This is a genomic window from Cupriavidus sp. BIC8F, from assembly GCF_032465815.1.
Classification (GTDB): domain Bacteria; phylum Pseudomonadota; class Gammaproteobacteria; order Burkholderiales; family Burkholderiaceae; genus Cupriavidus; species Cupriavidus necator.
On record NZ_CP136094.1, the window covers coordinates 1,192,749 to 1,216,979 of the forward strand.

Genomic DNA, 24,231 nt, shown 5'->3' on the forward strand with positions numbered 1-24,231 from the left:
CCCAACGCTAGGAGTCTTTGCATGTCCACATACACCGCAGAGGTCCTGTGGCAACGCGACGGGCAGGATTTCGCCGGCAACCGCTACAGCCGCAGGCATGTGCTGCGCTTTGACGGCGGCGCGGAAGTCCCGGGATCGTCGTCGCCCCATGTGGTGCCATTGCCGATGTCGGATGCGAGCGCGGTCGATCCCGAGGAGATGTTCATCGCCTCGCTGTCCAGCTGCCACATGCTGTGGTTCCTGTCGCTGGCGGCGAAGCAACGCTTCGTCGTCGACCGCTACCTCGATGCGGCCACCGGTGTGATGGCAAGGAACGCGGACGGGCAGATGGCGATGACCGTGGTGACGCTGCGCCCGCAGGTGACGTTTGGCACCGAGCGCGAGCCCACGCGCGAAGAGCTCGATGCCCTGCACCACGCCGCGCATGACGCCTGCTTTATCGCCAACTCGGTCAGGACCGAGGTGCGCTGCGAACCGGTGTTCGCCGGCGCCTGAGCGCGTTGCCATGCCCGCCTTCGTCCCGGCACCGGCGCCAGCGCTGCGGGTGTCGCCGCGGACTGGATCGGCTCGCCGCAGGGTGCTGCGCTGGCTTGGCGCGGGACTAGTCCTGCTTGCCGGAATCAGCATGCTGCAGGATCACTTCCTCTACTTCCCGGACAAGGCGTCGGTCGATGACATGGTCTCGCCCGGGCTGCGCGCCTGGCCGGGGCCGCAGGACTTTCGCGGACTGGTCGCCGAGCCGGCCGGCCCGGCGCGCGCCACCGCCATGGTCTTTCATGGCAATGCCGGGCACGCCGGGCATCGCGACTACTACGCCAGCGCGCTGACGAAGCTGGGCCTTCGCGTGATTTTGGCCGAGTACCCGGCCTACGGCCCGCGCACCGGCGCGCTGGGTGAGCGCAGCTTCGTGGCAGACGCGGAACAATCCATTGCGCTGGCCCGGCGCCAGTTCGGCGGCCCGCTGCTGCTGATCGGCGAGTCGCTGGGCGCGGGCGTGGCCGCAGCGGCCGCGGCGCGCCAGCGCGAGAGCGTCGCCGGCGTACTGCTGATCACGCCGTGGGACAAGCTTGCGCATATTGCCTCGCATCACTATCCCTGGCTGCCGGCCGGCTGGGTGCTGCGCGACCGCTACGACAGCGCGGCCAGCCTGGAAGGCTTCGGCCGCCCGGTGATGGTCGCGGTCGCCGAACGCGACACCATCGTACCGGCTCGCTTCGGCCAGGCGCTCTATGCGTCGCTGGGCGAACCCCGGCGCCTGGCGGTGATCGGCGGAGCCGGGCATAACGACTGGACCGGGCATGTCGATACGGCCTGGTGGCAGGAAGCGGTCGCGTTCCTGCTGTCCCCGCCACCCACCACAAACAAATAACATCAGGCCGTCAAAACGCTGATTTGACTTACCCCTGAGGGCCGCAAATACTGGCCTTCACAGAACGGCTCACCACTTGCGCACCGGTCGGTGCATCCAGCGTCGCGTAGCCGACACCCGTTGGGGGAACATCATCATGAAGCAATGCCCGCATCGCAAGCTGTACCGTGGCCTCGGCGTACTGGCCGCGGCCATCGCGCTGACCCCGGCGCTGATCCCGGCCCAGGCCATGGCGCAGAACAAGCCTATGGCCTATCCGGCCAAAGGCCAGAGCCAGCAACAGCAAGCCAGCGACGACGGCGCCTGCTACAGCTGGGCCAAGCAGCAGACCGGGGTGGATCCGGCACAGGCCGCCAACGCCCCGCCGCCGGCCCAGGCGCAGAGCGGCCAGCGGGTGCGGGGTGCCGCGGGCGGCGCCGCGGCGGGTGCTGTAGTGGGCGCGATGGCTGGCGATGCCGGCAAGGGTGCGGCGGTCGGCGCTGCAGCGGGTACGGTGGGGGGCGGCGTGGCGCACCGGCAGTCGCGCCGCCAGGCGAACGCGGCCAACCAGCAGGCGGCGGCCAATACCAGCCAGGCGATGGGCTCGTACTACCAGGCCTGGGGCGCCTGCATGCAGGGGCGCGGCTACAGCGTCAAATAAGACAGGGGGCAGCCCGGCGCAGGCTCAGGAAGCCCACCGGTCACACGCCTTGCGCACCGTTTCACGCTGGCTGCGCGCATCGGCATCGACCTGGCGCAGCCACTCGGCATCGCCGTCCCGGCGCTCGGCCAGCGCGCGGATATTGGCCAGCGCCTCCAGCGAGCCGAGTGCCTCGGCGTGCGGCACCAGCGCGTCGCAGATCGACAGGATATGGTCGGCGATCGGCATGCGCGTCAGTTCGTTGGGATGCACGTACTCCCCCTCCAGCCCGAAACGGCAGGCCTGGAAGCGGTTGAAGGTGTACACCAGGTAATCGTCTTCCTGCGGCATGAAGGGGCGCGACAGCAGCAGGTAGCGCGCCAGCATCTGGATATAGGCGGCGATATCGCAGGCACGCTGCACCGTCAGCGGCGTGTCCATCACGCGGACCTCGATGGTGCCGAACTCCGGCTTGGGCCGGATATCCCAGTAGAAGTCCTTCATGCTCTCGATCACGCCGGTATTGCGCATCTTCTCGAAATACGCGGTGAAGGCGTCCCACGTCAGCAGGAACGGCGCACGCCCGCTCATCGGGAAGGCCGCGACCGAATTCAGCCGCGCCGAGGCAAAGCCGGTATCCACGCCCTGCACATAGGGCGAGGATGCAGCCAGCGCCACAAAGTGCGGCACGTAGCGGCCGATGGCGTGCAGCAGGAACAGCGATTCGTCGGCGCTGGGGCAGCCGATATGCACATGCTGGCCGAACACGGTGAACTGCTTGGCCAGGTAGCCGTACAGTTCAGAGATGTACTGGTAGCGCGGCGAATCCGAGATGGTGCGGTCGGCCCACTGCTGGAACGGGTGGGTGCCGCCGCCGGCAATGCCCAGGTTCAGCGAGCGCGAGGCCGCCACCATCAGGTCGCGCATCACGGTCAGTTCTTCCAGCGCCTGCTGGTAGCTGTGGCAGATCCCCGTGCTGATCTCGATCATCGACGGGCTGATCTCCGGCTTGATGTCGCCGGCATGCTCGGCGCCCTTGAGCGCGCGCAGCAGGTCGGGCGCGAACGGGGCCAGGTCATAGTCATGACGGTTGACCAGCTGCAGCTCCAGCTCCACGCCGAAGGTCAGCGCCTCGGAATGCTTGAACGGTTCGAGCGACATCAGCGCCCTCCTCCATTGGCCCGGATGTCGACGCGGACTTCGCCTGCGTAGCGCAGCGCCCAGGCCGCGATCACCGGACCGAAAAGTTGTTCGATGGCCAGCGCGCACAGGATGATGGCCGCCAGCGGCTGGCCGGTACCGGGGTAGAGGCGCGCCACGTCATGCATCAGCAGGAAGGCCAGGCCCGACATCGGCGCCAGCGCCAGCCCCAGCGCCATGCACTGGCGCAGGCTCAGGCCCGAGAACGAGCCCAGCGACACCACTCCCGCCAGCTTGGCCACATGGCGCAGCACCACCAGCGCGATGGCGTAGACGCCGCCCACGGCCCAGTCCTGTGCCGTCAGCGGCAGGCCCAGCGACACCACCATGACGATGATCAGCAGGCTGCCCGCGCTGCCAAAATGCGGCGGCCACACATGCGGCTGGTTGTCCTGGTGCTTGAACACGACACCGGCCAGCATCAGCGTCAGCGGCATGGACAATTTTAGTACCCGGGTCAGCGCCAGCGTGAACAGCACCAGGCCCACCAGCACCAGGAAGCTGTAGTGGTCATCGGCCGACATGCGGTCATAGATGGCATGGCCGAGCTTGCCCACCACCCACGCCAGCAGGCACGAGCCCACCAGCAGGTACAGCGGATGCAGCAGCGCCGCGCCCAGGTTGCCGTATTCCGAATGCAGCCAGCCGGTGGCGACCTGCACGATGGCGGCGGCGTAGATGCTGTTGAGCGCAGCCATCGCCATCAGGCGCTCGGTGACCTGGCCGTCGGCGCGCAGCTCATTCTTGAGCTGCAGCACGATGGTGGGCGAGGTGCTGACCGCGATGCCGCCGGCCAGGATCGCCACGCCGGGCGAGGCGCCGATCCATTGCAGCACCGCCGCCACCAGGCCCCAGGTCAGCAGGCTTTCAAAGGCACTGGTCAGCAGCAGCCAGCGGTTGGCGCGCAGCCAGGTCAGCGAGAGGCGATGCCCGAGTTCGAACAAGGCCAGCGCCAGCGCCATATCGATCAGGATACGGGTCTGGTTGATCATGTTCTCGTCGACGATGCCGCGCCCCAGCATGCCGGCGCAAAGCCCCGCCGCGGCATACCCGACGATGCGCGGGCAGCGCAGCCAGCGCCGGCTCAGCTCACCGGCCAGGCCGGCGCCGACCAGCGCCAGCCCGACCCAGAACAGGCCGCCGGGCGCGAGCGGGAGGCTTGGAAAAAGTTGGCTCAGTCCATTCATGGCGACATGGTAATGTAAGCACTTCACAATCCATGTCAGTGATTGTCCGACACCGCACAAAACACGCGCACAACTTCTGCCATCTGCATGCAAAAAACGCCATCTCCAGATGGCGTTTTTTACATCCCTTACATATCCGGACCGTTCACGGGTCTGGAGCGACGTTTCAGACGCCCCAGACTTTCCACATCGGCCGGGTTGCTTTCAGGGCGGCCTCCACCTGTGCGTATAAAGTGCGCGTCGAGCCCTGCGCGGCCCCGCGGGCACGGGCCTTCTCGAAATACCCCAGCGCGGTTTCACGCTGGTCCAGGCCAAGCGCCGACTGCACCGCACGCAGATACACCTCGGCATCCCAGTCGTCACGCACGGCGAAGGCGGCGACAAAGTCGGCCAGCGCGGCATCGTGGCGCCGCGCTGCGTTGTGGACCAGTCCGCGCTGCACGCGCGGGCCGGCCTGGTCCAGCGGATCGCCCTCGGTCAGTGCCACGGCCTGCTCGAACAGCGGCAGCGCGCGCTCGGGCTCGCCCACGTCGCGCCAGACCTGGCCGAAGCGGTTGTACAGCCAGGCGTCCTCCACCAGCAGCGCGCGGCGTTGCTGGGCCTCGATCTCGGCCAGGGCATCGGTGCGGTCGTGCTCGTCCATGCCGGCCACCTGCGCCTGCAGCAGCGCGGCAAAGTGCGCGCGCGCATGCGCCATCGGGTGCGCGGCCTCGCTGCGGGCTTCCACCGGCAGCGCGTCCAGTCGGGCATCCATATGCATCATCGCGGCGCGCGCGGCCTCGGTCGGCTCGGCGCCGCCCATGGCCTTCCAGGCCGCGATCATGCGGCTGAAGGCCCAGGTCACGTCGGCCGGATTGCGCTCCAGCGGGTAGCGGTTGAGCACCTCGCCGGCCAGCTCGGCCACCTTCTGGTGCTGGCCCGCGTCGGCGTGGCAGTCGAGCAGGTCGATCCAGTGGTCGATGAACTCGCTGGCGGCCATGCCCTGCTGGTGCAGCGCGATGCGCTCGTCCACGTGCGCGGCGTCGGCCGGCAGGCTGCGCGACAGCAGCCGGCACAGCAGCGAATAGACATGCGGGTCGGCATTGCCGCCGTGCCCCGCGGCATCGCCCTGGCCGGTGGCGAAGTACTGGTCGAAGCGCGCCACGCCGGCACGGCCGGCCTGCACCAGCACCGGCCGCAACGCGGCCTCGGCGGCCGGCACTTCGTCGATGAACTCGCCCAGCGCCATGGCGGCGCGGTAGTAGCCGGCACCGTCGTCGGACTGGTCGGTCAGCGTGAAGCGCAGCCACGGCTCGCGATCGGCCGGCTGGGTGCTGTCGGCGCGCTGCGCCAACTGGTGGCGCCAGGCCAGTTCGCGTACCTGGCTCTGCGGGTCGGGCACCTGGCGCAGGTAGACCGCCAGGTCGTCCAGTGACCCTTGCACGTCGCCCACGCCGTGGCGCAGCGGTGCACGCAGGCGGCGCGCCTCGGGGTGGTCAGGGTGCTCGGCCAGCACACGGGCGGCCTGGTCGGCGGCTACGCTGTCACCGGCGGCGGGATCAAGCGCCAGCAGATGCGGGTTGTCCAGCGCCACGCGGCCCAGGCAGACGCGCATCAGCGGCTCCACCGGGACGCCGGCGGCCTCGGCCCGGGCGATGTAGTCCGTCACCAGCGGTGCGATGTCGTCGGCGCCCAGGTCGGGATTGCGGACCATCAGGTCATGCCAGTAACGCGCCGCGGCGGCCATGTCGCCCAAGCGGAGGGCGGCCAGGCCGGCGTGGAAATGCGCGGCCCATTCGCCCGTCAGCAGGCCGCTGCGTTGCGCGGCCTCATGCAGCCACGGGAGCGCCTCGGCATCGCGGCCCAGGCTCATCAGCATGGCGCCGTAGCGGTGCGCAATCACCCCGCGCGAGGCCCAGCGGTGCGGCGGCTGCAGCGGCTGCGTGTCAAGCCGCGCCAGCGCCTCGTCCAGCACCGCCAGCGCGGCGTTGACGTCACCGTTGTCAAAGTGCAGCCGCGCCCGCAGCGTGACGAAATCAACCACCTCGGGGCGGGCCTGCGACAGCTGGTCGGCAATCTGCAGGGCTTCGGTGAAGCGCCCCTGGTTGGCTAGCCCGATGGCGTGGTCGTAGCTGGCTTCCTGCTCGGACACGTACTGCTCCTATGGATTGAAAAAATGTGCGAGTGCGGGATTATGCGCCAATGGGGGAGCTACGGAATTGTTTGGGGGCTTGGCGCCATGGCGCCAGGCCCCCAAATGGAAAAACGCCACCCAAAAGGCGGCGTCTCCCATAACCAGCAACAACAGCCAGCAGCTTACTTCCCGCCAACCGTCTCCAGCACCGTCCACTTGCCGCCAACCACCTTATAGACAGTGATACCACCATCCTTCAGGTCGCCACGCGCGTCATACGCCAGCATCTTGGTGGTCACGCCCTGCATATTGGTAGCGGCCAGCACCGGCAGGTAACGCACCGGATCGGTCGACCCGGCCTTGACCATGGCGGACATCATCGCGGTGGCGCCGTCATAGGCGTACGGCGAGTAGGTCTGCACCTTCGAGCCGAAGCGCTTCTCGTACTTCTTCTCATACGTGGAGCCGCCAGGCATCTGGTCCAGCGGCAGGCCGGCCAGCGACACCACCGTGCCTTCTGCAGCCGGGCCGGCGAGCTTCAGGAAGTTGTCGGTCTTGGACATTTCGCCCGACACCAGCGGGGCCTTCATGCCCAGTTCCTTGACCTGCTTGGCCATCGGCGCGGACTGGGTCTCGGCGCCGCCGTAGAAGATGATGTCCGGGTTGCTGCGCTTGATGTTGGTCAGCACGGCCTTGAAGTCCACCGCCTTGTCGTTGGTGAACTCGCGGCGCACGATCTTGCCGCCGGCGGCCTTGGCGGCCTTCTCGAACTCGTCGGCCAGGCCCTGGCCGTAGGCGGTGCGGTCATCGACGATGGCAATGTTCTTCGCGCCCAGCTTCTTCACCACGAAGGCGCCGATCACCGAACCCTGCTGGGTGTCGGAGGTCATCATGCGGAAGGTGGTCTTGAAGCCCTGCTTGGTGTATTCCGGCGCGGTCGCCATGGCGATCTGCGGAATGCCGGCGCGGTTGTAGACCATCGACGCCGGGATGGTGGTGCCCGAGTTGAAATGGCCCAGCATGCCCTGAATGCCGTTATCCACCAGCTTCTGCGCCACCACCGAACCGGTCTTCGGGTCGGCCTGGTCATCTTCGGAGACCAGCACGAACTTGACTTCCTTGCCGCCGATCTTGGGCTTGGTGGCGTTCATGTCCTCGATCGCGAGGACGATGCCGTTCTGCATGTCCTTGCCGTACTGCGCCTGGCCGCCGGTCATCGGGCCGGCAAAGCCCAGCTTGATTTCCTGCGCCTGCGCGAACGCGGCGGAGGCGGCGGTCAGGCCGGCCAGGGTCAGGGCAACGGTCATTGCCGTCTTGTGGAATGTCGAGTTCATCAGATCTCCTTGGGTCCCAAATGGTGCCGATGTGGTGCCGTTGCCGGCAGTTATATTGGCGCGGCCTGGCAGTGCCGCGCCTTGCTTCCTGTGCGCAACGGGGCGGGATCGCCGCCACCGCCGCGCGCTTCGACATGACGACGTCCGAGGGTTGCCTCAGCCGATCGTCATCAAACTGGCATTGCCGCCCGCGGCCGCGGTGTTGACCGAGAGCGAGCGCTCGATCAGCAAACGGTCGAGCGCGATATTCGGTTCACCTTGCGCCAGGCCCTGCACGCCGATGATCGGACCGGGGCGCACGGCCACCTGTTCGCACACCGTGCGCAGCTGGTCGGAATCGCCGTGATGCAGCACCGCATCGATAGCGTTGTCCGCCGCGGTCCAGTCGGCCACCATGCGGACGCGCGATTGTACGCCCTTAGGCAGGCGCGCAAACAGCCCCCGGCTGACAGGGTTTTCCGGCCATACCGCGTCGGCGCCGATGGTCAGCACGGCGCCCAGCTGCAGGGCCAGGTCGGCCTCTTGCGTGGCCAGGCACAGCACGCGCTCGCGCGGCAGCAGGGTGTAGGTGTTGCGCTCGCCGGTGGGGCCGGGCAGCGTCACGGTCAGGCCCGAGGGCGACGCCTCGGCCAGGCGCTCGCAGGCGGCGGCTACAGCCGGCAGCTCGGCGCCGGCCCAGGCCTGGAAGGCCGCTGCGGCCTCGTCACGCGGCGTGGCCGCAGCGGCGCCGCCGCCCGCGTCCGACGCGCGCACGCTGCGTACCACCGCATCCTGCGGGCAGACCGACAGCAGGCGGTGCAGGTACAGCGGGCCGCCCGCCTTCGGGCCGGTGCCCGACAGGCCTTCGCCGCCGAAGGGCTGCACGCCCACCACGGCGCCGACGATATTGCGGTTGACATACAGGTTGCCGACGTGGGCACGGCTAACGATATGCGAGATGGTCTCGTCGATGCGGGTATGGATGCCCAGCGTCAGGCCATAGCCGGTGGCATTGATCTGGCTGACCATGGTGTCCAGCGCCGCGCGCGGGAAGCGCACCACGTGCAGCACCGGGCCGAATACCTCGCGCTTGAGTTCCTCGATGCTGTCCAGTTCGATCAGCGTCGGCGGCACGAAGGTGCCGTTGCGGCAGCTGGCGCCCTGCGCGGCGTTGGGGTCGGCCTGGTGGACGCGGCGGCCCTTGGCACGCATGGCGTCGACGTGGCGCACGATATTGCCGCGCGCTTCTTCGTCGATCACCGGGCCGACGTCGGTCGACAGCCGGTCGGGGTTGGCCATGTTCAGTTCCTGCATGGCGCCCTTGAGCATTTCCAGCACGCGGTCGGCCACGTCTTCCTGCAGGCACAGCACGCGCAGCGCCGAGCAGCGCTGGCCGGCCGAATCGAAAGCGGAGCTGAGGACATCGCCCACCACCTGTTCAGCCAGCGCCGACGAGTCGACGATCATCGCGTTCTGCCCGCCGGTCTCCGCGATCAGCGGGATCGGGCGGCCGGCGGCGTCCAGGCGGCCGGCGACGTTGCGTTGCAGGATGCGCGCGACTTCGGTCGAGCCGGTGAACATTACACCCTTGACGCGGGCATCGCCCACCAGCGCGGCGCCCACGGTCTCGCCGCGGCCCGGCAGCAGCTGGACCGCGCCGGCCGGCACGCCGGCTTCGCGCAGCAGGCGCACGGCGGCGGCGGCAATCAGCGGGGTCTGCTCGGCGGGCTTGGCCAGTACCGGGTTGCCGGCGGCCAGCGCCGCGGCCACCTGGCCGGTAAAGATCGCCAGCGGGAAGTTCCACGGGCTGATGCAGACCACCGGGCCCAGCGGGCGATGCGTCTCGTTGTCGAAGCTGCGGCGGATCTCGGCGGCGTAGTAGCGCAGGAAGTCGACGGCCTCGCGCACTTCGGCGATGGCGTTGGAGAAGGTCTTGCCGGCCTCGCGCATGATGATGCCCATCAGCGACTGCATCTGGGCTTCCATCAGGTCGGCGGCCCGTTCCAGCGCGGCCGCGCGCACGTCCGGCGGCGTCGCCTGCCAGATCGGCGCGGCATTGACGGCGGCCTGCAGCGCGGCGTCGACGTCGGCCGGGCTGGCCTCGGTGACATGGCCCACCACGTCGCGGTGGTCGGCCGGGTTCAGCACCGGTGCGGTGATGGCGTCGGCTGCGCGCGGCACCTCGGCGCCCAGCAGCGGCTCGGCCACGGCGCGTTCGCTGGTGCCGGCGAGCAGCGCCGACGACAGCGAGGCCAGGCGGTGCTCATTCGCGAGATCGATGCCGGCCGAATTTGGACGGCTCTTGCCGTACAGCGTGCGCGGCGACGGGATGCGCGGGTGCGGCAGGCCCAGCACGCCTTCGTCGCGGTGCATGGCCTCGACCACGGCGACCGGGTCGGCCACCAGCTCGTCCAGCGAGATGGTGTCGTCGGCGATGCGGTTCACGAACGAGGTATTGGCGCCGTTCTCGAGCAGGCGGCGCACCAGGTATGCCAGCAGCGTCTCATGCGTGCCGACCGGCGCGTAGATGCGGCACGGGCGGTTGAACTTGCCGTCCGCGGTGGCGCCAACCACCTGGTCGTAGAGCGGCTCGCCCATGCCGTGCAGGCACTGGAACTCATACTGGCCGGGGTAGTAGCTGTGGCCGGCGATCTGGTAGATAGCCGACAGCGTATGCGCATTGTGCGTGGCGAACTGCGGATAGATCGCGTCCGGCACCGACAGCAGCTTGCGCGCGCAGGCGATGTACGACACGTCGGTGTAGACCTTGCGCGTGTAGACCGGGTAGCCCTCCAGGCCGTCGACCTGGCCGCGCTTGATCTCGCTGTCCCAGTACGCGCCCTTGACCAGGCGGATCATCAGGCGGTGGCGGCTGCGGCGGGCCAGGTCGATCAGGTAGTCGATCACGAACGGGCAGCGCTTCTGGTAGCCCTGCACCACGAACCCGATGCCGTTCCAGCCGGCCAGTTCGGGCTCGAAGCACAGGCGTTCCAGCAGGTCCAACGAGATCTCGAGGCGGTCGGCTTCCTCGGCGTCGATATTGATGCCGATGTCGTACTGGCGTGCCAGCAGCGTCAGCGACTTCAGGCGCTCGTACAGCTCGCCCACCACGCGCTCATGCTGCGCGCGGCTGTAGCGCGGGTGCAGCGCCGACAGCTTGATCGAGATGCCCGGGCCTTCATAGATGCCGCGCCCGCGCGAAGCCTGGCCGATGGCGTGGATGGCCTGCTCGTAAGAGGCCAGGTAGCGTTGCGCGTCGGCCTCGGTCATGGCGGCCTCGCCCAGCATGTCGTAGGAATAGCGGAAGCCTTCGGCCTCGTACTTGCGCGCGTTGGCCAGCGCCTCGGAGATGGTCTCGCCGGTGACGAACTGCTCGCCCATCAGGCGCATGGCCATGTCCACGCCCTTGCGGATCAGCGGCTCGCCGCCCTTGCCGATGATGCGCGTGAGGGCCTTGGTCAGGCCCGATTCGGTGTGGGTGGCGACCAGCTTGCCGGTCAGCAGCAGGCCCCAGGTGGCGGCGTTGACGAACAGCGACGGGCTCTGGCCCAAGTGCGACTGCCAGTTGGCGCCGCTGATCTTGTCGCGGATCAGCGCGTCGCGGGTGGCCTTGTCGGGGATGCGCAGCAGCGCCTCGGCCAGGCACATCAGCGCCACGCCTTCCTGCGACGACAGCGAGAATTCCTGGATCAGGCCCTGCACCAGGCCTTCCCGGCCGGTGCCGACCTTCTGCTCGCGCAGCCGCGTGGCCAGGGTCTTGGCCATCTTGATGGCGGCCTCGGCTTGCTGCAGCGGCAGGCGCGCCTGCTCCAGCAGCACCGGCACGCAATCGGTTTCTGGACGACGATAGGCAGAGGTAATGGCGGCACGCAGCACCGATTGCGGCTGGATGCTCTGGGCGAACTCCAGGAACGGCTGCGGCGCATCGCCATGGACCAGCTCGGCTCCGTCGGCGCCATCCGCGTCGGTGCTACCGGCGGCGCCGGTTTCATGCGGCAGGTGGCCGCGCTCGATCTGCTCGAGATAGGTGAAAATGGCCTGCTTGATCAGCCAGTGCGGCGTGCGGTCGATGGATTGGGCAACGCGCTTGAGGCGGTCGCGCGAGGCGTCGTCGAGCTTGACGCCGAGAGTGGTGGTGGCCATGCGGGCAATTCTCCGAAAGACTGGAGCCGCCGCCGGTGCTACCTCGTCCATGCCGGCAGGCACGGGCGCGCGACCGGCCGCAGCCTGTGAGCTGGCGCGATCTTACTCCCGAAAATCACCAAGGTGCAACCTGGTGCAACCCTATCGAAAACCCCAATACCAGGGTTGCACCTTTCTTCGCCACGCCAGCCGGCTCAGATCCGCAACGGATCGATCTCAAGCTGCCAGCGCACCCCTTTTGCCTCCGTCCCCACATCTGCGAAAGTCTGTACCCACTCAGCCACGAAGCGTTGCAGCACCGGCCGCGATGTGGCCTCCACCAGCATCTGCGCACGCTCCCGGTTGAAGATGCGCACCATCGACATCGGCACCGGGTCGTGCAGTTGCACCTCGGCCGCCAGCGCGCAGGTTTCGGCATGCCGGCGCGCCACTTCCAGGAACTGCAGCGCCCGTTCCAGCTGGCCATGCTCGGCGGTTACGAGCACCTGGTAGCAGAACGGGGGCAACCCGGCCTGGCGCCGCTCGCGCAACTGGCTGGCCGCGAATCCATCATAGTCGTGGCGCGTCAGCGCCTGCAATGCCGGGGTGTCCGGGTAGCGCGTCTGGATCAGCACCTCGCCCGGCAGGCCGGCCCGCCCTGCCCGCCCGGCCACCTGCATCAGCGAGGCGAACAGGTGCTCGGCGGCGCGGAAGTCGTGGCTGAACATGGCCGCGTCCGGATGGACGATGCCGACCAGGGTCACGCGCTGGAAGTCGTGCCCCTTGGCCACCATCTGCGTACCCACCAGGATGTCGACTTCGCCGGCATGGACCTCGTCGAACATGGCCTGCGCGCTGCCCTTGCGGCGCGTGGAATCTGCGTCGATGCGGGCGATGCGGGCCTGCGGGAAGCGCGCCGCCAATGCCTCTTCGATCCGCTGCGTGCCGCGCCCCAGCGGCGCGATGTCGACATTGCCGCAGTCCGGGCAGTGGTGCGGCACCGGCGCCTCCAGGCCACAGTGGTGGCATCGCAGGCGCCGCTCGGGGCGGTGCAGCACCAGGTACGCCGAGCAGCGCGGGCAGCCCGACAGCCAGCCGCAGCTGTCGCAGGCAATCACCGGCGCGTAGCCGCGGCGGTTCAGGAACAGCAGGCTCTGCTCGCCGCGCGCCAGGCGCGCGTCGATGGCTTCCAGCAGCGGCACCGACAAACCTTCGAACAGCGCACGCTGGCGCTGGCGCTCGTGGTTCAGGTCGACCAGGCGCACCGTCGGCAGGGTCGCTTCGGCCTGGGCGCGCTCGCGCAGCACCAGCTTGCGGTAAGTGCCCTGCCCGGCGCGCCACCAGGTCTCCATCGAGGGCGTGGCCGAACCCAGCACCACGGCAATGCCGCGCTGCTTGGCGCGCCACACCGCCAGGTCGCGCGCGGAGTAGCGCAGCCCTTCCTGCTGCTTGTAGGAAGTGTCGTGTTCCTCGTCGACCACGATCAGCGCCAGCGCCGGCAGCGACGCCATCACCGCCATGCGCGTGCCCAGCACGATGCGGGCCTCGCCGCGGTGCGCGGCCAGCCACTGCAGGCTGCGCTCCTGGTCGGCCAGGCCGCTATGCAGCACCGCCAGCGGCAGGTGCGGGAAGCGCGCGGCGATGCGGGCCTGCAACTGCGGGGTCAGGTTGATTTCGGGCACCAGCATCAGCACCTGGGCCTTGGGGTCGCGTTCTAGCACCGCCTGCATCGCATGCAGGTAGACCTCGGTCTTGCCGCTGCCGGTCACCCCGTGCAGCAGGAACGGCGCAAAGCCCTCGGCCTCGGCAACGGCCTGCACCGCGGCGCGCTGCTCGTCGTGCAGCGGCGGCGCGGCCGACGGCGGCTGCGCGGGGTCGGTCAGCAGCAGGGTGCGCGCGGTGCGGCTCGCCTCGACCCAGCCGGCGGCCTGCCATTCGGCCAGGCGCGCCGGTGCCGCCGCGCACAGCACGCGGGCGTCGGCCAGCGTCAGCGGCTCGGCCGCGGCGGCGCGCTCTGCCAGCGCCTGCGCCAGGGCACGCACGCTGCGTGCGCGTGGCGGCACGGCAGCCAGCAAGGCCTCTGCATGCCCGGGCAACAGGCGGTATTCGTCGGTGCGGGCACGCTGGGCCAGGCCTGGCCAGCTCTCGGCCTCACGCAAGGCCGGCGGCAAGGCCGGTAACATCACTTCGCCCAGGCGGCGCTGGTAGTAGCGCGCGGCAAAGGCGGCCAGCTCAATCCAGTCGGGCTGCAGCGGCGCCATCCAGTCCAGGCGCTGCGCCACCGGGCGCAGCCGGTCGGCGGGCACATCGGAGTGGTCGGCGTACGCCACCGCCACGCCAACCATGCTGCGGCGGCCGAATGGCACCACCACCAGGTCGCCCGGGGCGACCTCGGGCGTGGCGAGATAGTCGAAGCAGTCGTCGGCGGGGGTGTCCAGCGCAACCCGGATGACCGGCTGGGCCGCGGCGGACGGGATCACGGCGTTCGCCGCCGTGCCGTCCTCAGCCAGAGGGAGCGCGCCGCTAGTTGGCGCCATGCGGCCCTTCCTGGTGCACCGCCTTTGCGCAACCTTTGTGCAACGGGCGGCAGGCGCACTGAGGGTGGAAATCTAGTGTGCGGCGCAACATCAACTTAAAGTAAAACTTCAAATGTGGCCCTAAGTCGATGATAGATGACTGGTTTTCCACTAATTCCAGCGCCCCTGTGGATAACTTTGTTGAAAAGTCGCACTGGCTGGCCGGGAAGCCCCGAGAAACAAGGGATCCACCGGCATCGGGCCTACCTTTGCAATTCTTCCAAATCCTTAAAAATCAAGGGCTTGCAAACATCCCCCGGATAGGTTAGGGAGTAACCCTGTCCCGCACTGCGGCAAACCTATCGGTGTGCATAAGTCAAGTGCCGCCAGTCAAGTCCGAGCACCTTTTTGGCGAATGCTGGCGAAAAAGTTAACTTGACAGGGTCTGGCGGCGCGGCTCTCGCAGCACTGGGTACGCTGACGCGCCGGCGCGCTGCAGCGCAGGGCGCCGCAGCAGCCGCCAGGCCAGCCGCATATTGTCACCGTCACTTCCGCGCAGCGCGCAGCTGGCGGCTGTGGCGATGCACTTCGTCCACCAGCACCGAGACATTCTCCGGCGGAGTGAACTGCGAAATGCCGTGGCCCAGGTTGAATACGTGACCATCACTGCCCCCGGCGGCGGCATAGCTGTCCAGCACGCCGCGCACCTGCTCGCGGATCGCGGCCTCGGGGGCGAACAGCACGGTCGGGTCGATATTGCCCTGCAGCGCCACGCGCCCGCCGGTGCGCCGGCGCGCTTCGGCCAGGTTGACAGTCCAGTCCAGCCCGATCGCTTCGGCGCCGGTGTCAGCCAGCGCCTCGAGCCACAGGCCGCCGCCCTTGGTAAAGACGATCGCGGGCACCTGCTGGCCATCGTGCTCGCGCTTCAGACCGGCCAGCACCCGGCGCATATAGGCCAGCGAGAACGCCTGGTACATGCCATCGGCGAGCGCACCACCCCAGGTGTCGAAAATCATCACGGCCTGCGCGCCGGCTTCGATCTGGGCATTCAGGTATGCCGTCACCGCCTGGGCGTTGATCTCGAGAATGCGGTGCATCAGGTCCGGGCGGCCGTACATCATCGCCTTGACCGTGCGGAAGTCGTCCGAGCCGCCGCCTTCGACCATGTAGCACGCCAGCGTCCAGGGGCTGCCGGAAAAGCCGATCAGCGGCACGCGCTGGCGGCCGTCCTGGACCAGTGCGCGGCGGATCTCGCTCACCGCGTCAAAGACATACTGCAGCGACGCCATGTCCGGCACCGCCAGTTTCTGCACGTCGGCTTCGGTGCGCAGCGGATGCGCAAAGCGCGGACCCTCGCCCTGCGCGAACGACAGGCCCAGGCCCATTGCGTCGGGCACGGTCAGGATGTCGGAAAAGAGAATCGCCGCGTCCAGCGGATAGCGGTCCAGCGGCTGCAGTGTCACTTCCGTGGCGTAGGCCGGGTTCTTGGCCAGCCCGAGGAAGCTGCCGGCGCGAGCGCGCGTGGCGTTGTACTCGGGCAGGTAGCGGCCCGCCTGGCGCATCAGCCACAGCGGCGTGTGTTCGGTCGGCTGGCGGCGCAGCGCGCGCAGGAAGGTATCGTTCTGCAGTGCGGTCATGGTCATCCTCGTAAGACCGCCATTCTAAGGGATGGCTGCGGGTGGATGCCGCTCAGACGTCGTCGATCATCCCGGCGAAGGCCGCTGCGGCACGACGCATCCATTCGCGCGCGCGTTCGGCATCAGGCTGCAGCCGCGCGAAGCCGTGGGTCATGCCGCCGGCCTCGATGGTAATCACCGGGGCGTCGTGGCGCACCAGGAAGTCGGCATAGGCCAGGCCGTCGTCGCGCAGCACATCGTGCGCGGCCACCATCAGCACGGTGGCGGGCGGGCGCACCGGCGGCGCGGCCATCAGGTGCACACGGGGGTCGGGGTGGGCGGCGCCCTGCGCCAGGGCCTCGGCGCCGATGAACTGGGTCCAGAACCAGGCCATCTCGTCACGCGTCAGGCCAGGACCGTCGGCAAAGGCGCGGTAGCTCTCGGTGCTGAGCACCGGTGCCGTCACCGGATAGATCAGCAGCTGCGCGTCGACCCGCACCAAGCCGCCACCGTTGAGCTGCTGCGCTGCCTGTGCCGCCAGGTGGCCTCCGGCGCTGTCACCCGCCACGGCGAGGAAGTCGGTCGCCAGCCCGAGTGACTGGCGTTGCCCGGCGAACCACTTCACAGCCTCGGCGGCGTCGTCGCAGGGAGCCGGGAACGCGTGCTCGGGGGCAAGGCGGTAGTCGACACTGGCCACCGCGCAGCCCGTGTCGGCCGCCAGCAAGGCGGCAACCGTGTGGTGCGTCTGCGCCGAGCCGATCACCCAGCCGCCACCGTGGAAGTAGACCACCAGCCGTGGCGCGGTCTCGCCGGCCGGGCGGAACAGCCTGGCACCCAGCGTGCGGCCGGCGAGCGCAAGCTCCAGGTCCTGCACCGTGATGCCGGCCGGATCCGGCAACAGCGACGCGGCCGCGATCTCGGCAAAACGGGCCCGCTGCGCGGGAATGTCGGCCGGCGCGGGCGCATTGGCGTAGCGCTCCGCCAGGCGGCGGTAATAGGCAAGCAGTTGCGGATCGATGGCCATGGTTGGCGGCTGATGGGAAAGCGGAAAGTGAAAGCGGTGCCGGGCGGGATTCAGTCCAGCCCGAGCTGGTGCGTCAGCTCGACCTTGCTGCAGCAATCCTGCACCGCCAGCAGGCCGGCATCAGAAGCGCGGCGCACGGCGTGGTCGTTGACGATGCCCAGCTGCAGCCAGACACCCTGTGCGCCAATGGCGATGGCCTCATCGACCACGCCGGGCGTTTCCTCGGCACGGCGGAAGATGTCGACCCACGCGATGGGGCTGCCTGCTGCCGCGGCAGCGTCGGCGGCTTCGCGCAGCGTGGCGTGGCAGGTCTCGCCCAGAATGCGTTCGCCGGCATGGCGCGGATTGACCGGCACGATCCGGAAGCCGTGGTCCTGCAGGAACTCCGCAACCTCATGGCTGGGACGCTCCGGGCGGTCGGACAGGCCGACCACGGCCACGGTCTTCATTGCCAGCATGGCTTGTATGGCTTGCTGCATCTCAGGGCGCATCGCGTCTCCGGGTGGACAAGGGCGGGCCCGCGGACATGCAAAAACGCAACGCGAAGGCCACAGGCGCCCTGAATCGTAACCGGAATTGTCACGAAGAGATTGGTGGGGGAGCGAACACGGAAATCACGTCGTTAAAGATAAGACAACGGCACGTTTCTGCGACTAACGTGACGTGAACGCGTGAAAATATGCCGAACACGCCAGGTCCCGGCACCTCGGGCTTTCAACTTCTTGCAAAACGATACATTTTGTTACTGCCATGCCGGGGAGTTTCCCCCACAATGCATTGACACACCCGCTGTCCGCGGCGTGTTGCGCCCCAGTGAATAAGGCTGTGCAGACTTAAAGGGGCGTGGTGAAGAAAGCCTTTTTGAAGCAGTAACCCGATTTTCCGATCCAGCAGATCGCCGCTGGACCGGAGCACCAGGTAGACCGTTGCAGCGCGTGGCCTTTGCGGCCTCTGGTCGGATATTGGTTATCCGTTGCGCCTTGATTGTCGGCCTGGACCGAACCCGTTCCTTCGAATTGACCCCTCGAAGGGATTTTCCCGTCCGCGCGGAGCCTCCCCGGCCCGCGCGCTTTTTTTTGTCCAGGCAGGACAAAAGCATATCGCCACGCCCAAAAAAAAGGCAGCCATGGGCTGCCTTTTTTCATTGTCGCGCCAGAAAAACAACAGCGCGACAACCGACTAATTGCTTACTTCTTACGACGCAGGCGGGCGATGGCAGCCAGTTGGGCAGCCGCCACGGCGAGCTCGCTCTGAGCGCGTGCCAGATCCAGATCGCTGCTCTGGTTCTGCATCAGCTCTTCGGCAGCACGCTTGGCTTCCTGCGCCTTGGCTTCGTCCAGGTCGCCACCGCGGATAGCGGTGTCGGCCAGCACGGTGACGTGCTTGGGCTGGACTTCGAGAATGCCGCCGGCAACGAATACGAACTCTTCGCTGCCGTCTTCCTTCTCGATCCGCACGGCACCCGGCTGGATGCGCGTGATCAGCGGCGTGTGACCCGGCAGAATGCCCAGCTCACCCGACTCGCCCGGCAGCGCCACGAACTTCGCCTGGCCGGAGAAGATCGACGTTTCCGCGCTGACGACGTCTACAAGAATGGTTGCCATATCAGATCCTTTCTCCTGAAAGCTTTGGCTTCCCGTTTCCGGGAAGCAAGTATTTCGCCTTCGTGCCAGGCGCGGCCGCCGCAGACAGTAGATTAACTACGGCAAGGCAGCGGCAACGACGCATGAAGGCGAAAGACGCCGCTTACTGGAGCTTCTTGGCCTTTTCGAAGGCTTCGTCGATCGAGCCGACCATGTAGAACGCCTGCTCGGGCAGGTGATCGCACTCGCCATCCACCAGCATCTTGAAACCACGGATGGTTTCCTTCAGCGGCACGTACTTGCCCGGCGAACCCGTGAACACTTCGGCCACGTGGAACGGCTGCGACAGGAAACGCTGGATCTTACGAGCGCGGTTCACTGCCATCTTGTCTTCCGGCGACAGTTCGTCCATGCCCAGAATCGCGATGATGTCGCGCAGTTCCTTGTAGCGCTGCAGGGTCTGCTGTACGGCGCGCGCAACGTTGTAGTGCTCCTGGCCAACCACTTGCGGGTCCATCTGACGCGAGGTCGAGTCGAGCGGGTCCACTGCGGGGTAGATACCGAGAGCGGCAATGTCACGCGACAGCACCAGGGTCGAGTCCAGGTGCAGGAAGGTGGTAGCCGGCGACGGGTCGGTCAAGTCATCCGCAGGCACGTACACGGCCTGGATCGACGTAATCGAACCGGTCTTGGTCGACGTAATACGCTCCTGCAGCTTGCCCATTTCTTCAGCCAGCGTCGGCTGGTAGCCCACAGCGGAAGGCATACGGCCCAGCAGTGCCGACACTTCGGTACCGGCCAGCGTGTAGCGGTAGATGTTGTCGACGAAGAACAGGATGTCACGGCCCTCGTCGCGGAACTTCTCGGCCATGGTCAGGCCGGAAAGTGCCACGCGCAGACGGTTGCCCGGCGGCTCGTTCATCTGGCCGAACACCATGGCCACCTTGTCGAGCACGTTGGAGTCCTTCATTTCGTGGTAGAAGTCGTTCCCTTCACGGGTACGCTCGCCCACGCCGGCAAACACCGACAGACCGCTGTGCTGCTTGGCGATGTTGTTGATGAGCTCCATCATGTTGACGGTCTTGCCCACGCCTGCGCCACCAAACAGGCCCACCTTGCCGCCCTTAGCAAACGGGCAGATCAGGTCGATCACCTTGATGCCGGTTTCCAGCAGGTCGGTGGAAGGCGACAGTTCGTCGAACTTCGGTGCCTTCTGGTGAATCGCGCGGCGCTCGTCCGAAGCGATCGGGCCAGCTTCGTCAATGGGGCGACCCAGCACGTCCATGATGCGGCCCAGCGTGCCTTGACCCACCGGCACCGAGATCGGCGCGCCGGTGTTCTTCACGGGCATGCCGCGGCGCAGGCCGTCCGACGAACCGAGGGCAATGGTACGCACCACGCCGTCACCCAGCTGCTGCTGAACTTCGAACGTCAGGCCCTTTTCGGCGAACGACGTTTCGCCGCTGTCTTCCAGCACCAGCGCGTCATACACCTTCGGCATTGCGTCGCGCGGGAACTCGATGTCCACCACGGCGCCAATGCACTGCACAATATTTCCGATACTCATTTCGTATCTCCGATAGCTTGAATTCTTGACGCCTCAGACCGCTGCTGCACCGCTGACGATCTCTGACAATTCCTTGGTAATCGCTGCCTGCCGGGTCTTGTTGTAGTCCAGCTGCAATTCGCCGATCACGTTCTTGGCATTGTCGGATGCCGCCTTCATGGCCACCATGCGCGCCGACTGCTCGGACGCCATGTTCTCGGCCACGGCCTGGTACACCAGCGCCTCGACGTAGCGGACCAACAGCTCTTCCACCACGGTCTGCGCGTCAGGTTCGTAGATGTAGTCCCACGAGTAGGCGCGCTTCTCTTCTTCCGTCTGCGACAGCTTGTCGGCGGCGAGCGGCAGCAGCTGCTCAACCATCGGTTCCTGCTTCATCGTGTTGATGAACTTGGTGTACGCCAGGTACACCGCGTCGACTTCACCATTGATGAATGCGTCGAGCTGGACCTTGATCGCGCCGATCAGCTTTTCCAGGTGCGGGGTGTCGCCGAGCTGCACCACATTCGAGGCCACCTTGGCGCCGATACGGCTCAGGAACTGCAGGCCCTTGCCGCCGATGGCAGTGGCTTGCACATCCACGCCGCGGCCTTGCAGGCTCTTCAGTTCGTTGGTCACCGCACGCAACACGTTCGTGTTCAGACCGCCGCACAGCCCCTTGTCGGTCGTGACCACGATCATGCCGACGCGCTTGACTTCGCGCTCCTGCATGAACGGGTGCTTGAACTCGGGGTTGGCCGAAGCCAGGTGCGCCGCGATGTTACGCACTTTCTCGGCATAGGGACGGGCATTGCGCATCCGTTCCTGCGCCTTGCGCATCTTGGATGCGGCGACCATCTCCATCGCCTTGGTGATCTTGCGCGTGTTTTGCACGCTCTTGATCTTGGTTCGAATTTCTTTCGTTCCGGCCATATCTTCCTCTCCGTCCGAACCGCCGCCGCGCCGGCGTTAGCCAGGCGCGGCGGCGGTATCGGGGAATTGCGCGGTTAGAACGCGGCGGACTTCCTGAAATCCTCGATCGCGGCACGCAGGGCGGGCTCATCTTCCTTCGAGAGCACCTTGGTGTCTTCGATACGGTTGATGAGGTCGGCGTACTTGGTCTTCAGATGGTCGTGCAGGCCCTTCTCGAACGGCAGAATGTCCTTCACTTCCACGTTGTCGAGGAAGCCGTTGTTGGCTGCGAACAGCGACGCGGCCAGCTGCCACACTTGTTGCGGCTGGTATTGCGCCTGCTTCAGCAGTTCGGTCACGCGGCGGCCGCGCTCCAGCTGCTTGCGGGTGGCGTCGTCCAGGTCCGAAGCAAACTGCGCAAACGCCGCCAGTTCACGGTACTGGGCCAGGTCGGTACGGATACCGCCGGACAGGTTCTTCACCACCTTGGTCTGAGCAGCACCACCCACGCGCGACACCGAGATACCGGCGTTAATGGCGGGACGGACACCGGCGTTGAACAGGTCGGTTTCCAGGAAGATCTGACCGTCGGTAATCGAGATCACGTTGGTCGGCACGAACGCTGACACGTCGCCGGCCTGAGTTTCGATAATCGGCAGCGCGGTCAGCGAACCGGTCTTGCCCTTGACGGCGCCGTCGGTGAACTTCTCGACGTAGTCTTCGTTCACGCGTGCAGCACGCTCCAGCAGGCGCGAGTGCAGGTAGAACACGTCGCCCGGGTAGGCTTCGCGGCCCGGCGGACGGCGCAGCAGCAGCGACACCTGGCGGTAGGCCCAGGCTTGCTTGGTCAGGTCGTCATAGACGATCAGCGCGTCTTCGCCGCGGTCACGGAAGTACTCGCCCATGGTGCAGCCGGCGTAGGCAGCCAGGTACTGCATGGCGGCCGAGTCCGAAGCTGCGGCGGCCACGACGACGGTGTACTCCATCGCGCCGTGCTCTTCCAGCTTGCGCACCACGTTGGCGATCGTCGAAGCCTTCTGGCCAATGGCGACGTACACGCAGTACATGCCCTTGCCCTTCTGGTTGATGATCGCGTCGACAGCCACGGCGGTCTTGCCGGTCTGGCGGTCGCCAATGATCAGCTCACGCTGGCCACGGCCGATCGGCACCATCGAGTCGATCGACTTCAGGCCGGTCTGCACCGGCTGGCTCACCGACTGACGCGCGATCACGCCCGGGGCGACCTTCTCGATCACGTCCGTTTCCTTGGCGTTGATCGGGCCCTTGCCGTCGATCGGCTGGCCCAGCGTGTTGACCACGCGGCCCAGCAGTTCCTTGCCCACCGGCACTTCTAGAATGCGGCCGGTGCACTTGACCGTGTCGCCTTCGGAAATGTGTTCATAGTCACCCAGCACCACGGCGCCGACCGAGTCGCGCTCGAGGTTCAGCGCGAGGCCGAAGGTGTTGCCGGGGAATTCCAGCATCTCGCCCTGCATCACGCCAGACAGGCCGTGCACGCGGCAGATGCCATCGGTCACGGAAATCACCGTGCCGGTGTTGCGCACTTCAGCTTCAGCGCCAAGGCCCGAGATGCGGGTCTTGATCAGCTCGCTGATTTCTGAGGGGTTCAGTTGCATCACAATGCTCCTAATTCTTCAATCCGTCGGCCGGTGCGGTCAGGCGGTCAGCGTGGCTTGCATGGCAGCCAGGCGCGAACGCACGGAGGTGTCGAGCACTTCGTCGCCGACCTTGACGCTCACGCCGCCGATCAGGGACGGGTCCACCGCCACCTTCGCGTACAGCTTGCGGCCGAACTTGCGTTCGAGTGCAGCGACCAGGTCGTTCAACTGCGGACCTTCCAGCGGGAATGCGCTGGTGATCTCGACATCCGACGACCCTTCGCGGGCGTTCTTGAGCACATGGAACTGCTCGGCGATTTCCGGCATCACCGTCAGGCGGCCGTTATCCACCAGCAGCCTGACGAAGCGGCGAGCCTCGTCATTCAGCGGGGACTTCAGCACCGACAGGAACAGTTCGGCCAGCTTCTCGCCGGGAACGTTCGGATCGCCGGCGAGCGCCTTCATGTCGGGATTGGCGGCAACCTGCCCCATCTCCGACACCAGCTCGGACCATGCACCCAGATTGCCTGCGCTCGATTGGCTGGCGACGCGGAACAGCGCCTCAGCGTAGGGACGGGCAATGGTTGCGGTTTCAGCCATGATTAGAGCTCAGCCTTGAGTTGATTGAGCAGGTCGGTGTGGACCTGCGCGTTCACTTCACGCTTGAGGATCTGCTCGGCACCCTTGACGGCCAGCACGGCAACCTGGTCACGCAGTTCTTCGCGTGCGCGGGTAACCTGCTGCTCTGCTTCGGCCTTGGCCTGGGCAATGATGCGTGCGGCTTCTGCCTGGGCGTTTTGCTTGATCTCGTCCGCCGTCAGCTGGGCGCGCTTCTCGGCGTCAGCGACGCGTTGTGCACCCTCGGTGCGGGCTTCGGCCATAGCCTGGTCCACACGCTTGTTGGCAAGTTCGAGCTCGGCCTTGCCCTTCTCGGCAGCGGCGAGGCCATCGGCGATCTTCGTTGCGCGTTCGTCGAGCGCCTTCACCAGCGGCGGCCAAATGAATTTGGCAACAACCCACCACAGGATGAAGAACACGACCATCTGCGCAAAAAACGTTGCGTTCAGATTCATGGTGTGTTCCTTTCGGTAATCAAACTACAGATAAATGCGCAAGGGCGGCCAGGCTAGTGGCCCGCGCCGCCCGTCAGCATCATGCAGACCGAAAAGAATTACTTGATGACAGCCAGCAGCGGGTTGGCGAAGGCGAACAGCATTGCAACACCCACGCCGATCAGGAATGCAGCGTCGATCAGGCCAGCCAGCAGGAACATCTTGGTTTGCAGCGGGTTCATCAGCTCAGGCTGACGTGCGCAGGCTTCGATGTACTTGCCACCCATCAGGGCGATACCCAGGCAGGCGCCGATAGCGCCCAGGCCGATGATGATGCCGATACCGATGGCGGTCAGACCCTGGATGTTGGCGAGAAATGCTTGCATGATGACTCCTTTAATTTAGAGAGACTTAGAACCAAAAAACCAAAAAACCAAAAACCG

The 24,231-nt window shown here is 66.7% G+C and carries 19 protein-coding genes; 3 read left to right on the plus strand and 16 right to left on the minus strand.

Features of this window, described 5'->3' with window-relative positions; genetic code table 11:
- Positions 1 to 21: 21 nt before the first annotated feature.
- From RS901_RS05645 to RS901_RS05655, 3 genes are all read left to right on the plus strand, one after another.
- The gene (locus RS901_RS05645) at positions 22 to 495 is read left to right on the plus strand and encodes an OsmC family protein (RefSeq protein ID WP_316151866.1); all 474 of its coding nucleotides are present in this window, start codon (positions 22 to 24) and stop codon (positions 493 to 495) included.
- Positions 496 to 505: 10 nt separating this feature from the next.
- The gene (locus tag RS901_RS05650; protein WP_316151867.1) at positions 506 to 1,369 is read left to right on the plus strand and encodes an alpha/beta hydrolase; all 864 of its coding nucleotides are present in this window, start codon (positions 506 to 508) and stop codon (positions 1,367 to 1,369) included.
- 136 nt (positions 1,370 to 1,505) lie between these two features.
- Positions 1,506 to 2,009: a YMGG-like glycine zipper-containing protein gene (locus tag RS901_RS05655; RefSeq protein WP_010812175.1), complete on the plus strand. Its 504-nt coding sequence runs from the start codon at positions 1,506 to 1,508 to the stop codon at positions 2,007 to 2,009.
- Between the two features lie 24 nt (positions 2,010 to 2,033).
- Here RS901_RS05655 and RS901_RS05660 read toward each other — a convergent pair whose 3' ends face one another.
- The 16 genes from RS901_RS05660 to atpE form a co-directional block, all read right to left on the minus strand.
- Positions 2,034 to 3,149: a YbdK family carboxylate-amine ligase gene (locus RS901_RS05660; RefSeq protein ID WP_035821488.1), complete on the minus strand. Its 1,116-nt coding sequence runs from the start codon at positions 3,147 to 3,149 to the stop codon at positions 2,034 to 2,036.
- Positions 3,149 to 4,375: a cation:proton antiporter gene (locus tag RS901_RS05665; RefSeq protein ID WP_114131718.1), complete on the minus strand. Its 1,227-nt coding sequence runs from the start codon at positions 4,373 to 4,375 to the stop codon at positions 3,149 to 3,151. The genes RS901_RS05660 and RS901_RS05665 overlap by 1 nt, the downstream gene beginning before the upstream one ends.
- 166 nt (positions 4,376 to 4,541) lie before the next feature.
- Entirely contained in the window at positions 4,542 to 6,506 is a 1,965-nt protein-coding gene (locus RS901_RS05670) for a tetratricopeptide repeat protein (RefSeq protein ID WP_316151868.1), read from the minus strand.
- 164 nt (positions 6,507 to 6,670) lie between these two features.
- Positions 6,671 to 7,822, minus strand: a complete 1,152-nt coding sequence (locus RS901_RS05675) for a branched-chain amino acid ABC transporter substrate-binding protein (RefSeq protein ID WP_013958377.1) — start codon at positions 7,820 to 7,822, stop codon at positions 6,671 to 6,673.
- Positions 7,823 to 7,978: 156 nt separating this feature from the next.
- A complete protein-coding gene (gene putA, locus RS901_RS05680) occupies positions 7,979 to 11,944 on the minus strand; it encodes a trifunctional transcriptional regulator/proline dehydrogenase/L-glutamate gamma-semialdehyde dehydrogenase (RefSeq protein WP_316151869.1) in 3,966 nt (1,321 codons plus the stop codon).
- A 194-nt stretch (positions 11,945 to 12,138) separates the two neighbouring features.
- Positions 12,139 to 14,460 carry a primosomal protein N' gene (locus tag RS901_RS05685; RefSeq protein WP_316151870.1) on the minus strand — a complete coding sequence of 774 codons (2,322 nt, stop codon included), beginning with the start codon at positions 14,458 to 14,460 and terminating at the stop codon, positions 12,139 to 12,141.
- 524 nt (positions 14,461 to 14,984) lie between these two features.
- The gene (gene hemE, locus RS901_RS05690; protein ID WP_316151871.1) at positions 14,985 to 16,076 is read right to left on the minus strand and encodes a uroporphyrinogen decarboxylase; all 1,092 of its coding nucleotides are present in this window, start codon (positions 16,074 to 16,076) and stop codon (positions 14,985 to 14,987) included.
- A 52-nt stretch (positions 16,077 to 16,128) separates the two neighbouring features.
- Positions 16,129 to 17,079, minus strand: coding sequence for an alpha/beta hydrolase (locus RS901_RS05695; RefSeq protein ID WP_316151872.1), 951 nt, complete (start codon positions 17,077 to 17,079; stop codon positions 16,129 to 16,131).
- 50 nt (positions 17,080 to 17,129) lie between these two features.
- Positions 17,130 to 17,570, minus strand: a complete 441-nt coding sequence (locus tag RS901_RS05700) for a CoA-binding protein (protein WP_316151873.1) — start codon at positions 17,568 to 17,570, stop codon at positions 17,130 to 17,132.
- A 696-nt stretch (positions 17,571 to 18,266) separates the two neighbouring features.
- Positions 18,267 to 18,683 carry a F0F1 ATP synthase subunit epsilon gene (locus RS901_RS05705; RefSeq protein ID WP_114131723.1) on the minus strand — a complete coding sequence of 139 codons (417 nt, stop codon included), beginning with the start codon at positions 18,681 to 18,683 and terminating at the stop codon, positions 18,267 to 18,269.
- A 142-nt stretch (positions 18,684 to 18,825) separates the two neighbouring features.
- Complete coding sequence (atpD, locus tag RS901_RS05710) at positions 18,826 to 20,229, minus strand: F0F1 ATP synthase subunit beta (RefSeq protein ID WP_316151874.1); 1,404 nt, start codon at positions 20,227 to 20,229, stop codon at positions 18,826 to 18,828.
- 33 nt (positions 20,230 to 20,262) lie between these two features.
- The gene (atpG, locus tag RS901_RS05715) at positions 20,263 to 21,138 is read right to left on the minus strand and encodes a F0F1 ATP synthase subunit gamma (protein WP_316151875.1); all 876 of its coding nucleotides are present in this window, start codon (positions 21,136 to 21,138) and stop codon (positions 20,263 to 20,265) included.
- A 74-nt stretch (positions 21,139 to 21,212) separates the two neighbouring features.
- A complete protein-coding gene (atpA, locus tag RS901_RS05720; protein WP_316151876.1) occupies positions 21,213 to 22,754 on the minus strand; it encodes a F0F1 ATP synthase subunit alpha in 1,542 nt (513 codons plus the stop codon).
- A gap of 39 nt (positions 22,755 to 22,793) precedes the next feature.
- The gene (locus RS901_RS05725) at positions 22,794 to 23,336 is read right to left on the minus strand and encodes a F0F1 ATP synthase subunit delta (protein WP_316151877.1); all 543 of its coding nucleotides are present in this window, start codon (positions 23,334 to 23,336) and stop codon (positions 22,794 to 22,796) included.
- A 2-nt stretch (positions 23,337 to 23,338) separates the two neighbouring features.
- Entirely contained in the window at positions 23,339 to 23,809 is a 471-nt protein-coding gene (locus RS901_RS05730; RefSeq protein ID WP_316151878.1) for a F0F1 ATP synthase subunit B, read from the minus strand.
- A gap of 98 nt (positions 23,810 to 23,907) precedes the next feature.
- Entirely contained in the window at positions 23,908 to 24,174 is a 267-nt protein-coding gene (gene atpE, locus RS901_RS05735; protein ID WP_013958389.1) for a F0F1 ATP synthase subunit C, read from the minus strand.
- Positions 24,175 to 24,231: the final 57 nt, after the last annotated feature.